Raw genomic sequence first — 14,724 nt, 5'->3', positions numbered from 1 at the left:
ATACGCTCCATCATCAAAGGCGGCGCAGCTTAGGCTGCGCCGCCTTTTTGGTTGACCGCAGGGCATGCAAGTCTGGATTGCCCTCACCCTGCTTCGCGACCGCAATAACAAGCCCGACGCAAGCTAACCCCGATAATTACAAGGATAAGACGCGTGGAGTGCGTCAATCGTCAGCATCGCTGCCTTGGAACGGGATGGTCATGAACGCCAATATCGCACCTGCAACTGCCCAGGCTTCGCCCTTCGCCAGTATTCTGGAGAAGGCGCAGAACCAGCAACTCTCGCTCGGCGATCTGTTCCAGGTTGCAGAAGCGCTCAATTCCAGCGGCCAGCAGGCGCGCGCCGTCGAGGTCTACAAGGTGTGGACCGCCTTCAACGAAACCCACCCGCTTTTGCATGTCGCCTATTTCAACTACTCCGTGACGCTGCGACAGCAGGGCGACAATGCCGGCGCCATTCTCGCCTTGCAGGCGGCCAACAGGCTCGATCCGCTTTTCGGCCCGGCCCATATCAATCTGGGACGTACGCTCGAAGATTCCGGCCTCATCAATCAGGCACTCCAGAAATGGCGCACCTATATCGATCTGACCGACGAAGTCATTCCTGACCGCATCAACAACCGCCTAATGGCCATGCAGCATACCGGCCGCGTGCTCGAAAACGCAGGTCGGCTGGATGATGCGGAATCCATCCTGTGGCAGGCGATCGAACTGCAGCCAAACAAGACGGAGGCCGGCCAGCACTGGAGTTCGATTCGCCAGCGCCAGTGCAAATGGCCGGTTCTGACTACGACATCGCCGCATGTGACGCCGCGCCAGCTTCTCGATGCGATGTCGCCGCTGACGCTGTCGTGCTATTCGGACGATCCGATGTTCCAGCTGGCCAAGGCCTATCGCTACAGCAAGCAGCTTATCGGCGGGCCGTTCGACCTCAGCGCCTTCCCCCGCAAGGCGGCCAAGAAAAAGACCGGAACCGGGCAGCGTCTGCGCATCGGTTATCTCTCATCAGACCTTCGCGACCATGCCGTCGGTTTCGCATTGCGTGAAGTGCTCGAGTTGCATGACAAGGATAGCGTCGAGATCTACGCCTACTATTGCGGCGAGGCCCGCACCAACGATGCCACGCAAGACCGCATCAAGGCGGTCGCCGACCAGTGGCGCGATATTGCGGCACTTGGCGATGCGGAAGCGGCGAAGACCATCCGCGCCGACGAGATCGATATCCTGATCGACGTCAACGGCTATACGAAAATGGCCCGTGCGAAAATCTTCGCCTACCGTCCGGCACCGGTCATCGTCAATTTCTGCGGCTATCCGGGATCGATCGGCAGCCCGTTCCACCAGTACATGATTGCCGACGGTCACATCGTGCCACCGGAAAACGAGATCTTCTACACCGAGAAGGTGCTGCGGATCGCCTGCAACCAGCCGATCGACCGCAAGCGCGTAATCGCCCCGACGCCGAGCCGCATCGATGCCGGACTGCCGGACGGCGCCTTCGTCTATGCCTGCTTCAACGGCATGCAGAAGATCACATCGGACTGCTTCAATCGCTGGATGAAGATCCTGTCTGCAACGCCCGGCAGCGTCCTCTGGCTGCTCGCGGGGGACGAGGATGCCAATGTGCGGCTGCGTCAGTTGGCAGAAAAGCAGGGCATCGCGGCAGAACGGCTGATCTTCGCGCCGAAAGCGCCGAACGCCAATCACCTTGCCCGCATCGCCTGTGCCGATCTCTTCCTCGATACATTCCCCTACGGCGCGCATTCGACGGCATCGGACGCCATCACCATGGGTCTTCCGATCCTCACCGTGTCGGGCAACGGCTTTGCCTCGCGGTTCTGCGGCAGCATTGTTGCCGCCGCCGGCATTCCGGAGATGATCTGCGCCACACCGGAGGAGTATGTCGCGCGCGCCATCGGCTTTGCGCATGACCGCGAGAGCCTGCGCGCGATCAGAACGTCGCTCTGGGACAAGCGCGACACGAGCGCGCTTCGGGACATGCCCGGCCTCGCGCGTCGGCTGGAAGAACTCTACTGGCAGATGCAGGGCGAGGCCGAGCGTGGGGAGACGCCGGTGCCTGATCTTCGCAATCTCGACATCTATTACGAAGTCGGCGCGGAGCTCGTTCTCGAGGGGATCGAGTTCGAAACTGCCGATGCCTACCGGAAGCGCTACACATCGAAGCTGGCATATCAGAACGAATATGCGCCGATTCCCTACGACGACCGTTTCTGGAAACAAAACAAGGGCTGAACTGTCCTGACCCGGCTGTTCTCGATCGAGAGCGTCCGGGTTTTCGGCAGTCTCAAAGGCTCAAAATCCATTTTTAAAATCAAATGCCGCATCAAGGATCATAGCGTATGACCTCGACAATTTCCTCCCTGAGTGCCTCTCAGGTCAGGTCCCTCTCAACGGCAAGCGTCGCTGCGTGGACCACGGAAGATGTCGCATCGCTTTCGACCAAGCAGATCGCTGCGATGTCGTCCTCGCAGATTGCGGCCCTTGATGTCGAAGACGTCGACGTGATGAACACGGTGCAGCTCAATGCCATTTCGCAAAATGCGATCATCGGCCTGACGCTGGACCAGTTGTCCATTCTCAACGGGAACGAAATCGCCAGCCTGAGCACGAGACAGGTTTCCTCACTGTCGACCGCACAGATCAGCAGCCTTTCGGACGATCAGGCCGAGGCTCTGACCTCCGTCCAGGTCGGCGCCCTCACCTCGGAACAAATCGCGGCCCTTACACCGGACGAGATCGCAACATTTTCGACCGCCGACATGGCTGCGATCAGCGCGAAAGGTGTGCGCGGCCTGACATCGACGCTGATCGCCGCACTGTCGGAAGAACAGGTTGCAGCGCTCAACACAGCGGCGATTTCCAATCTGGCCACGAGCCAGATTGATGCCTTTTCCGCCGATCACCTTGCCGCGCTGAAGACAATCCAGATCGCCGCTCTCGGCGGGTCGCAAATGGGCGCATTGACCAGCAACGATATCGCGGCGCTGTCGACGGATCAGGTTGCGGCGCTCAACACAAGGGCGATCGTCGGTCTCAACACCGATCAGATTGCTGCTCTGTCCATCGACCAGGCCGAAGCGCTATCCTCGGTCCAGGTAAAAGCGCTGACCTCGATCCAGCTCGCGGTTCTGAGCGCAGAAGCGATCGAAACGTTTTCGACGGCGGACATTGCATCGATCAGCAGCAAGGCGGTCTCCGGTCTGACAACCGACGTGATCTCAGCCCTGTCCGAACAGCAGATCGCCGCCCTGACCGTGGGGACGGTTGCGAAGCTTTCGGCAACGCAGGTGGCAGCGCTCTCGGTCGATCAGTTCACTGCCATGGCGACAGCACAGATTGCAGCGCTCAGCGCAACGCAGATCACCGCCATCAGCACGGGCACCATAGCCGAATTTTCCACGCAGCAGATTGCAGCACTCGGAACCGCGACCGTTGCCAAGCTTTCCACGGTGCAGATTGCAGCACTTTCCGAAGATCAAGCGGAAGCGCTCTCCTCGGTCCAGGTAAAGGCCCTGACCTCGTCGCAGATCGCAGCCTTCAGCGATTCGGCAATCGCCACCTTCTCGACCGACGATATCGCTGCCATCAGCAATCGTGGCATTGCGGGGCTGACCGTCGAGAACATTGCCGCGCTGACAACCGGACAGATCGCTTCGCTCAGCACGTCCGCCATTTCCAACCTCGGCACGGACGAGATTGCCGCCCTTTCGGTCGAACAGGCCGAGGCCTTGTCTTCGGTCCAGATCAAGGCGCTGAGCTCGAAGCAGCTTGCCGCACTGTCGCCGGAGGCAGTCGCAACCTTTACCACCGCCGAAATCGCCGCGATCAGCAGCAAGGGTATCGGCGGCCTGAGTTCGGATGCGATCGCAGGACTTTCCATCAGCCAGGTCGCGGCTCTCGGCACGGGTGCGATCGCCAAGCTTTCGACAACCCAGATCGCCAGCCTTTCGGCCGAGCAGGCGGATATCCTATCCACCCTGCAGATCGCGGCACTGACCTCGAAACAGCTTTCAGCGCTTTCCCCCGAGGCAATCGCGACGTTTACGGCCGCAGAAATCGCGACGCTCACCAACAAAAGTATCGGCGGCCTCAGCACCGATATCATTGCGGCACTCACGACAGCGCAGATCGCCGCTCTCGGGACGAGCGCGATTGCCAACCTCGGCACGCAGCAGATTGCGGCACTGTCGACGGATCAGGTGGCTACGCTTTCGGCGGCTCAGGTGAAGGTCCTGTCTTCCAAGCAGGTTTCTGCGCTGACGGAAGACGGTATCGCGACACTGTCGACGAACCAGGTGGCAGCACTGTCAACAGGTGCCATCAAGGGCTTGGTCGCGGACCAGATCGGTGCAATGTCGACCCGGCAGGCCGAAAGCCTGACGTCGGCACAGGTCGGCGCCCTGTCGTCGAAACAGCTCTCGGCGTTCGACGATGATCACATCGCCACCTTCTCAACGCTCGATATTGCAGCAATCGGATCGAGCGCGGTTGGCGGGCTGTCGGAGGATGCGATCTCGTCGCTCTCCGCAAGCCAGATCGCAGCGCTTGGGACTGGTGCCCTGGCGGCACTTGGTACAGGCCAGATCGCAGCTTTTGCGACATCCCAGATCGGAGCGTTGAGCACCCAGCAGATCGCCGCCCTGAAACCGACACAGATCGCAGCGCTCGGCGCGAGCGACATTGCGGTTCTCTCCACGGCGCAGGTCGCCGCACTGAGCGCCTCCGCAGTGGCAGCGCTTGGCGTCGATCAGGTCGAGGCTCTCACATCCGCACAGATCACGGTGCTCGGCTCCAAGCAGATGGCGGCCCTGACATCGACGCAGGTCGCAGCGCTTGATACCGCCGACATCGCACGGCTATCTTCCATGCAGGTCGCAGCCCTAAGCGCCTCCGGCGTTGGGGGTCTCAGCACCAGACAGCTCGCCGTTCTGTCGGTCGATCAGGCCGAAGCGCTGAATTCCAATCAGATCGGTGCACTCACATCCTCGCAGCTTGCTGCACTCGGGACCGACGACATCGCGACATTCTCGACCAAGGAGATTTCGGCGATCGGTTCGGGCGCAATTTCGGGTCTGTCCACGTCAACGATCGCCAGCCTGTCGAGCGAGAAGATCGTGGCGATCAGCACAGCCGGTATCTCCGGCATGACGACACGGCAGGTCGATGCCCTGAGCGCTGGTCAGATCGCGATCCTTTCCACGAAGCAGGTGTCGGCGCTGACCTCGCTGCAGGTCTCTGTTCTTGAGACTACAGATATTGCCGCTCTTTCCTCGAGCCAGGTGAACGCACTCAGTTCCACCGGTGTTGTCGGCCTGACCACGAGCCAGATTGCCGCGCTCTCCTCGGATCAGATCGCAGCGCTGTCCACCCGCCAGGCTGCGGTTCTGAGCTCGTCGCAGATCGTGGCGATCATCTCCAACAATATCGAGGCGTTTTCCGCCAAGAACCTCGGCGTGATCAGCTCCAGCGCGGTTGCCGGGCTTTCAACATCGGTGATCGCTGCTCTTTCGACCGCAGCCATCGCGGCGCTCAGCACGAACGGCATTTCCGGACTGACGACGAAACAGGTGGATGCGCTGACATCCGACCAGGTTTCGGTCCTCACCACGAAGCAGCTCGCGACACTGACCTCGGCGCAGGTCGGTGCTCTCGGCGCCAGCGACGTGACCGTGCTGACGACCTCCCAGATCGCGGCGCTTAGCGCGGCGGGTGTCGCCGGGCTTTCGACCGGCCAGCTGAGTGCGTTGAGCACGGCGCAGGTCGAAGCCATGACGGCCTCGCAGGTCGGCGCGCTCAGCTCCAAGCAGCTTGGAGCGCTCGGCACCGACGATATCGCCACATTCTCCACCGCAGATATCGCCGCGATCGGCTCGGACGCCATTGCCGGCCTCTCCACCGACATGATTGCGGCACTGTCGGTCGACCAGGTCGATTCGCTCAGCACAGCCGGCATAGCCGGTCTCAGCACCAGGCAGATCGACGCCATGGACTCGGCGCAGATCGAGGCGCTGACAAGCAAGCAGGTCGCGGCCCTCAATTCCCGGCAGGCGACGGCGCTCGACACTGCCGATATCGGCAAATTCTCGACGCAGGATATTGCAGCGATCGGCTCCGACCTCATCGTCGGGCTTTCGACCGCCGTGATCGCAGCACTGACCACCGATCAGGTCGCAGCGCTGAGTGCAGCCGGACTGTCCGGGCTGTCGACGAAGCAGATCCAGTCTCTGACAAGCGACCAGATCGGATCGCTCTCATCGTCCCAGATTGCGGTTCTCAACTCCAAGCAGATCGCAGCGCTGGATACGGAAGATGTCGCGGCCCTTTCGGCCGGCCAGATCGCCGCTCTGAGTTCGGGCGGCGTTACGGGGCTTTCGAGCGCGCAGATCAGCGTCCTTAGCACCGCTCAGGTCGAGGCCTTTACGGCGACCCAGGTTGGCGCCTTCAGTTCATCGCAGATTGCAGCGCTTGGCGCCGACGATCTTTCGACCTTCTCGGAAGCCGATATCGCCGCGATCAGCTCGGCTGCGATGCAGGGTCTGTCGACCGCGACCATCGCGGGCTTTTCGGCAGACCAGATCGAAGCGCTAGGCACCGCCAATATCGCCGGCCTGACGACGGCTCAGGTCGGGGCGATGAGCACGGATCAGCTGTCTGCGCTGACCACGAGCCAAATCAAGAACCTGACCTCGCGGCAGATTTCGGCGCTCGGCACATCCGGGATCGCTGCCTTCTCCCACGATCAGATCGAAGCGCTCAACACGGCCGCCATCGCGGGGCTGACAACGGCCCAGATGAGCAGCATGAGCAGCGATCAGATCGAAGCTCTGACGTCCGTTCAGGTTGCCATGCTGAGTTCGACGCAGATCGCATCGCTTGGCACGGACGATCTGGCGACATTCAGCACTGGCGATCTTTCGGCGATCAGTTCGTCGGCCATGCAGGGGATCTCGACAGCGACGATTGCAGGCTTCTCCGCCGATCAGATCTCTGCACTCGGCACCGGCGGCATTGCCGGGCTGACAACGGCCCAGATCAACGTTCTGAGCACCGATCAGGTCGGCGCACTCACCACCGGCCAGCTTTCGGCTCTGACATCGAGGCAGGTGGCAGCGCTCGGCACCGACGACATTCTTGCCATCTCGGCCGATCACATTTCGGCGCTCAACCCGTCGGTGATCGCCGCTTTCTCGACGGTCCAGATCGCAGCGCTCAGCACGAGCCAGTCAGAGGCACTGACATCCAGCCAGATCGCCACCTTGAGCTCAGGCCAGATCGCAGCCTTCGGCCTTGACGACATCGAGACATTCTCGACTGCAGACATCGCCGCCATCACGTCCAAAGCCGTGCCCGGCCTGTCGACGTCGATGATTGCGGCACTTTCGACCGACCGTATCGCGGCTCTCAGCGCCGACGGCATTGCAGGCCTTTCGACCGCCCAGATCAATGCCATGAGCGTGTTGCAGGTGGAAGCCCTGACGACTGCACAGTTCTCGGTGATGACGTCCCGCCAGCTTGCGGTGCTCGGCACGGACGATCTGGCGATGCTGTCGCCGAACGATATCGCGGCGCTCAACACAGGCGCGATATCAGGCCTCTCGGCGACCCAGATTGCCGCCTTGACGGTCGATCAAGTGGAAGCATTCACCTCCGATCAGGTGGGCATGCTCACATCCACACAGCTTGCCGCGCTTGACCAGGACGATATCGAATCGTTCTCGACCAGTGACATTGCCGCGATCAGTTCGAAGGCGATGCCTGGCCTTTCCACAGCAATGCTGTCGGCGTTTTCGGTCGAGCAGATCTCCGTGCTCGGTACCGGCGGCATTGCAGGACTTTCGACGGCGCAGATCGCCGTCTTGAGTTCGATGCAGATCGAAGCTTTGACGACCACGCAGATCGCGGTCTTCACGTCCAAGCAGATTGCAGCGCTCGACACCGGCGATCTCGCCGTTCTCTCGAGCCAGCAACTCGCGGCCATCAGCTCGGCCAGCGTCGGCGGACTTTCGACGGCAACGATCGGCGCCTTCACGACGGAGCAGATCGCGGCCTTGAGCCCGGCGGCGATCTCGGGTCTCTCCACCAGCCAGATCAACGCCATCAGCGTCGATCACCTGGAAGCGCTGACGACCGACCAGGTCGGCGCCCTGACCTCCAAGCAGATGGCCTCGCTCGGCACAGACTATATCGCAGCACTTTCGGTCGAACAGATCGCAGCGATCGGTGCCGGCGGCATTTCCGGTCTCGGCAGTGTTCAGATCGCGGCTCTCAATACCGAGCAGATCGACGCGTTCACGACGAGCCAGATTGCGGCGCTGAGTTCCGGCGCGCTGATGGGGCTCTCGTCGGAAGATTTCGAAACCTTCTCGACGGCGGATCTGGCAGCGATCAGCTCATCCGCAATCAAGGGCCTTTCGACCGGCTTTATTGCCGCGCTTTCTAACGATCAGATTGCTTCTCTGAGTGCCGGAAGCGTCGGCGGCCTGACAAGCCTGCAGATCGACGCCATGAGTTCGCAGCAGATTGACGCCTTTTCGACCGAACAGCTTGCGGGCCTCAGCGCCAACGGACTTGGGGGGGTTTCGGCAGACGATTTCGGCACGTTCACACTCGAAGAGCTGGCCGTTCTCAACCCGACTTCGATCAAGGGACTGCCGGTCAGCATCATCGCAGGTCTTTCCACGATCCAGATCGGCGCGCTGACGACCAGCCAGGTGGCCGGCCTCGGCTACAACCAGATCGTCGCCATGAGCATCGATCAGCTCGCCGCATTGTCGGTCGATCAGGTCGGGGCCCTGGGCGCGCTTCAGGCATCGGGCATCGGCGCCGACGATATTCTCGGCTTTACCACCGAGGAGATTGCCGCCTTCAGCACCGGTGCGATCTCAAGCTTGAGCACGCTGGTCATCGCGTCGCTCACCACGGCACAGGCAGAGGCCCTCACACCGCTGCAGGTCAACGCGATGACGTCGGCACAGATTTCCGCACTGACGGATGCGGGCCTTGCGACATTCTCGGCCGAAGACATCTCGCTCATCAGTGCCTCGGGGATCTCCGGCATATCGACGGCAGACATCTCGCATCTGACGAGCGACCAGCTTGCGGCGTTGATCGATACGCAAATGGGATCGTTGAGCCCGGACCAGATCTCCGCCGTGATTGCCCGCTATGTCGCATAAGTAAGGTTCACCGCGTCGCGGTGAACCGCTCGACGGCCGTTGGGTTCAAAGCATCTGTGAGAAACCGGTAAACCTTGCGGCGCGGCACGGGCGGACAGATGCCACCGCGCCGTGCTTCTGCTAAGCTTGCTGCCGATGAAGCAGGAGTTGGCTCTTGTCCGACGATCAGGATAAAGACAGCAAAACCGAAGACCCGACTGGTAAAAAAATCCAGGACGCGATGGACAAGGGCAACATCGCGATCTCGTCCGAGGTGGCGATCTTCGCCTCGACGCTTGCCTTCTACATCTACCTGATCTTCTTCCTGCCGCAAAATACCGCTCATCTGGCTGAGGTTCTTAAAGATCTGGTCGAACGCCCCGAACAGTGGCGCATCGATTCGAGCGCGGACCTGGTGTCGCTCTGCGCCTATGTGCTGCTTCAGAGCGCTTATTTCATGCTTCCGGCAGCCGTCCTGTTCATGGGCTTCGGGTTGCTTGCGTCGGCAGGTCAGCACATGCCGTCGTTCATTCTCGAACGAATCAGGCCGCAGTGGAACCGGATCTCGCCGATGTCCGGGTTCAAGCGACTTTTCTCGATGCAGGGCATGGTCCATTTCGGCAAATCGCTGATCAAGATCGTCGCCGCCGGCATCATCATGTACCTGTCGCTGCGCAACGAGTATTTCAAACTGCTCGATTCGATCTTTTCCGACCCGCAGACGCTTTTTCCGATTCTGGCGCGAATCATCAAGAAGATGATCATCGTCGTCCTGGCCTGCACGTTTCTGGTTGCAGCACTGGATATCGCCTGGACGCGTTTCCACTGGTTTACCGAGCTTCGGATGACCAAGCAGGAAATCAAGGACGAGATGAAGCAGTCGCAGGGCGACCCTTTCGTCAAGGCGCGGCAGCGTTCGATTGCCCGTGATCGCGCCCGTCGGCGCATGATCAACAGCGTTCCGCGCGCCACACTGATCATCACCAACCCGACCCATTATGCGATCGCATTGCGGTATGTCGCGCAAGAATCGGAAGCTCCGGTTGTGGTTGCCAAGGGCCAGGATCTGATTGCGATGCGAATCCGCGAAATTGCTCAGGAGCACGGAATACCGATTTTTGAAGACCCACCGCTCGCCCGTTCCATGTTTGCGCAAGTCTCGGTTGATAGCGTCATCCCATCGGTTTTTTATAAGGCGGTCGCTGAACTGATCCATCGGATCTATGCGGGACGTCGTCAGAACAAACGGATGCGCTGACAGAATGAAAAAATGCTCCTATTCCGCCGTACGTGAAGAAATTCTTGCAAAGGCCATCGGCCCGCTTGCATCCGAATTACGGCTCATCGATGCGGCCGATCTCATTTCGCTTTTGCGGCTTGAGTATCATGCCAATATCTCGGACCTCGTCTCTTCGGCGGCCGAGCTGTATTTCCATCCCGGCACCGTGAATTTCGGCGTCGGTGGCGACTATCATCTCGACTGGGATACGCACCCATCGGTCACGCTGGACCTGGAGATCAAGCCGCGTGGCGTGACGATCCATGCTCAGCTGACGCTTCAGGCCGAAAAGGCGAGCGTCGAAATCAACTACATCAGCTTCCTTTCGCCCTCGGCCAATCCTGACGAGAACACCCGGTTTCTCGAGCGCAGTCTTCAGGACGCAGCCTTCGTACCGTCCATGCGCGGTTTGGCCGGCATGGCCGCGACGGCAAACTAAAAGGCGTCGTACCGCGGATCGTAAAGCTCCGCTTAACCGGGTCTCTGGTACATATGCTTGATTCGGCATTTGACTGCCGAATCAAGCGGCGATGCCCGGGAATGAAGCCCGATCTTTAAGGGTGAAGACCATGACTTCGACGACGCTGTCGACCTATACGAGCTATCTGATCGTCAACCGCGACATGAAGTCGTCGCTTGACCGCGTCGCCAGCCAGGGCACGGTCGCTCGCGATACCGAATATTACGAAGCCAATATCGACAAGGTGACGACAGCCGACGAATTCGTCGATGACTATCGACTGTATTCCTATGCGATGAAGGCCTATGGCCTTGAGGAAATGACCTACGGAAAGGCCTTCATGAAGAAGGTCCTGGAGAGCGATCTCAGCGATACCGCAAGCTTTGCCAATTCGCTGACCGACAAGCGCTATGCGACCATGGCGGCGGCTTTCAACTTCGGCACGAAGACCGCCGAGGCGCAGACTTCGGTTCAGGAAGATAATCTCGTCAAGGCGTATCAGGATTCCTTCGATCAGGAAGAAAAGGATATCCAGTCCGAGGTCGACTATTACAGCAAGGCCATCGCTAATATCACCGATGTCGACGACCTCCTGTCGAACAGCCGGCTGAAGACATATGTGCTCGACTCATTCGGGCTCGATGCCAAGTACACGTCCACCAGCTATCTGAAGCAGGTGTTGACCAGCGATCTCGAAGACCCGAACAGCTTTGCCAACCAGACCGGCAGCGACAAGTTCGTGGCGCTTGCCGAAGCGTTCAACTTCCAGGCTGACGGCACCGTCGCAGACGGCGACAGCGCCCAGACGAGCGGCCAGATCGAATCGCTGAGGCTCGATTACGTCTACAACAAATCGACGTTCCCATCCGATACGCTCGCGGCCGCCAACCAGACCTATTGGGAAACCAATATTGCCTCGATGACCAGTGTCGACGAGTTGGTCGACGACCCGCGGATGGTCGAGTATCTGACCACGGCCTTCAGCGTCAAAGTGCAGTTCACCTCCACGATCCGGTCGCTGCTGACCAGCGATTCGGCTGCAGCGACGCTCGGCTATACGGGCGTCAAGGCGATGTTCAATTTCCAGAGCGACGGTTCGATCGCCGCTGGCGAGACCGCTCAGAACCAGACCCAGCTGGCGTCTACCAGCACCTCCTACCAGACGGCCTTCAAGGCCAACCAGGAAGATGCGGTTACCAACGCCGTCACCAACTATCAGACGCGCATCGCCGAGGTGAAAAGCCTCGATGACTTTCTAAGTTCGAATAAAGACGACGACGACGATACCAATGACGATGTGACGGAGATCTGGGACGTCGCCCTGCGCGCCTATGGGATCGATCCGGCCGATGTCAGCAAGAGCCGGCTCAAGGATATTCTGGCAAGTGATCCGAACGACCCGAAGAGCTACGTCAACCAGCTGAAAGACGACCGGTACGTCAATCTGGTCAAGGCGTTCAACTTCGACGCGGAAGGCGATATCGACACGCCTCTCCTCGTCCAGTCAGCCAGCGTCATCAGCAATTTCGCGACAGACTACAAGACGGAACAGCTCAAACTTCTCAAGGGCAGCGCTCGCGAGAAGGCGGAGGAAGCTGCCGACAAGGAGATCGACTACTACAATACCCAGATGCAGACGATCACCACGGCCGCCGAGCTTATTGCCGACGACCGCCTGGTGTCCTTCGTGCTCGAATCGAAGGGGATCGATCCCAAATCGGTCACCAAGGACGAGCTGAAGAACATGTTCTCGTCCGATCTCGACAATCCCAAAAGCTATGTGAACAGTCTTGCCAACGGCGTGTTTGCTGAGATCGTCGCATCGTTCAACTTCGATAGCGAAGGCAACCTTTCTGCGCAGCCCGTGGGCACGATCCAGCAGCGCGGCGACGTGCTGGCGACCGTCAATAACTACAAGCAACAGACGCTTGAAGAGCAGGAGGGGGAATCCAACGAGGGCGTGCGGCTGGCGCTGTATTTCGAGCGCAAGGCGGCGGACGTTACGAGCGCTTATACGATCCTTGGCGACACGGCGCTGTTCGAGTTTTTCAAGACGACGTTCAGCATGTCCGACTACATATCCAACATGGATACGGATCAGCAGGCGAGCATGATCGAGAAATACGTCGACATCTCGAAGCTTCAGGATCCGGACTACGTGACCAAGTTGATCAAGCAATACACTGCGCTCTACGATTCCGAGAACAGTTCGACTACATCGCCGGCGCTGACGCTGCTCACAACCACCGGCACGACACGCATCAGCTCCGATACGCTGCTTGCCGTCGCCCAGCTTTCATCGAAATAGAGACTTCAGTGGATGTAGCCGAGGCGGATCGCCTTGGCGATCGCCTGGATGCGGTTCACGGAATTGAGCTTGATCGTCGCGGAGCCGAGATAGGCGTTGACAGTGTGAACGGAGAGGCCAAGCTTCTCGGCGATCTCTTCGCTGATACGACCGTCGCCGGCCAGTTGAAGACACGCCACTTCCCGTTCGCTCAGGGATTCGGCCGGCACGCTTCGACGCTCATCGAGTGCCAGAAGGTCCATCATGACCTGACAACTTCTGACGTGCTGGTCGATGATCAGATTGCTGCCCAGCTCCAGCGAGCCCGACAAAAACGTGACGTAGCCATTCCCGAGAGCACCCAACCGCACCGGGAATGCAATTCCTGACGATGGCATGATCCGGTCGTCGATCTTGCGCACGAGCGAGGAAAAATCGCCGGCCTCGCTATAGGCCCCTTTTTCCGTGCCGGTCCACACGATCGGCAGGATCGACATTTCGATATGATCGAGAAACATATCGCCGTAGGAGCTCACGAGTACGCCCTGATGCTCCCCGCTTCCGGCGCCCCAGTTGTCCAGCTCGCAGACCAGCTTGCGCTTGTTGGGAAGCCCGGCGCCGGTAACACGAAACACAGCAAAGTGCCGCGCCTTGAGGTTCCTCTGCATGGCGACGAGTTTGGGAAATATGTCAGAACGACTGGAGGCACGCTGAAGACGCAGATACTGGATGCTGCCCGGTCCATCTGACGTTCCACCGCGGGAAAAGCCCATTGTTGCCCCAAGCCTTCCTAAACCAGATTGTTGCGTACGGCATAAGCGATCGCTTCCGACCGCGTTTTGGTTGCCGTCTTACGCATCACGCTGGTGATGTAGTTGTTGATCGTATTGCGGGAGATCCCGAGGATCACCGCTATCTCATCGCTGGTCTTGCCCTCGGCGATCCAGAACAGGCATTCCAGCTCGCGTTCCGTCAGTTCGAAGTCGCGTTCAGCCTTGGCATCGCGCGCCTCGGCAAAGCTTGCGCCATAGGATGCAAACAGTCCGACTTCGCGAAGTCTTTCCTGTGACAGGATGATGCCTTCCAGGAAAAGCAGCATCAGAGAGAAACGGGTTTTGCCGACGCAGAATGTCAGCGAACAGTATTGGCGGCTGATGTCGTCCGGCGGCGTGATGTCATCGGGCAGGAGCGCGAAGCTCGGGGTCAGCAGCGACAGACACTTTTCGAGTTCCGTCGAACGCGCATAACCACTCGCCAGATCCGCCCCAAGCCGTCGGACGAGATCGAATGGCCAGTTGGAGGTTACGATGAAATCGAGACCGTGTTCCTGGACGAGGTCGTAGCGGGCGAGAAGAAAATGCGAAGCGCCAACGTAGTCTGCGAGCAGCCGCATGATAGCCTGAACGTTGTTCGATCTCGACAAGATCGAAAGCCGTCTTACCAGTTGTTCACGGGAGATAATTTTCGACCCAGGTCCATCGTGATACGCGCGCTGGTCGATCGTCATCTCTGCTTCAGGCAAC

At 59.6% G+C, this 14,724-nt stretch carries 7 protein-coding genes; 5 read left to right on the top strand and 2 right to left on the bottom strand.

Annotated elements, in window-relative coordinates:
* The first annotated feature begins 200 nt into the window (after nt 1-200).
* The 5 genes from J3A65_RS20765 (at nt 201) to J3A65_RS20745 (ending at nt 13,222) form a co-directional block, all read left to right on the top strand.
* Complete coding sequence (locus J3A65_RS20765) at nt 201-2,252, top strand: glycosyl transferase (RefSeq protein WP_113166251.1); 2,052 nt, start codon at nt 201-203, stop codon at nt 2,250-2,252.
* A 107-nt stretch (nt 2,253-2,359) separates the two neighbouring features.
* Nucleotides 2,360-9,196, top strand: a complete 6,837-nt coding sequence (locus J3A65_RS20760; protein WP_209903175.1) for a hypothetical protein — start codon at nt 2,360-2,362, stop codon at nt 9,194-9,196.
* 154 nt (nt 9,197-9,350) lie between these two features.
* Nucleotides 9,351-10,433, top strand: coding sequence for a flagellar biosynthesis protein FlhB (gene flhB / locus J3A65_RS20755; protein WP_062453826.1), 1,083 nt, complete (start codon nt 9,351-9,353; stop codon nt 10,431-10,433).
* A gap of 4 nt (nt 10,434-10,437) precedes the next feature.
* Nucleotides 10,438-10,893 (top strand): hypothetical protein, encoded by a 456-nt coding sequence (locus tag J3A65_RS20750; protein ID WP_062453827.1) that lies wholly within the window; start codon nt 10,438-10,440, stop codon nt 10,891-10,893.
* A gap of 130 nt (nt 10,894-11,023) precedes the next feature.
* Nucleotides 11,024-13,222: a DUF1217 domain-containing protein gene (locus J3A65_RS20745; RefSeq protein WP_209903173.1), complete on the top strand. Its 2,199-nt coding sequence runs from the start codon at nt 11,024-11,026 to the stop codon at nt 13,220-13,222.
* Nucleotides 13,223-13,227: 5 nt separating this feature from the next.
* Here J3A65_RS20745 and J3A65_RS20740 read toward each other — a convergent pair whose 3' ends face one another.
* Together J3A65_RS20740 and J3A65_RS20735 are read right to left on the bottom strand one after the other, a co-directional pair.
* The gene (locus J3A65_RS20740) at nt 13,228-13,974 is read right to left on the bottom strand and encodes a helix-turn-helix transcriptional regulator (protein WP_062453829.1); all 747 of its coding nucleotides are present in this window, start codon (nt 13,972-13,974) and stop codon (nt 13,228-13,230) included.
* A gap of 17 nt (nt 13,975-13,991) precedes the next feature.
* Nucleotides 13,992-14,708 (bottom strand): helix-turn-helix transcriptional regulator, encoded by a 717-nt coding sequence (locus tag J3A65_RS20735; RefSeq protein WP_082471832.1) that lies wholly within the window; start codon nt 14,706-14,708, stop codon nt 13,992-13,994.
* Nucleotides 14,709-14,724: the final 16 nt, after the last annotated feature.

This window comes from Rhizobium sp. PvP014 (assembly GCF_017876855.1).
GTDB classification, from domain to species: domain Bacteria; phylum Pseudomonadota; class Alphaproteobacteria; order Rhizobiales; family Rhizobiaceae; genus Neorhizobium; species Neorhizobium soli.
The sequence above is the reverse complement of the archived record's forward strand: the minus strand, read 5'-3'. Positions and strand labels throughout refer to the sequence as shown.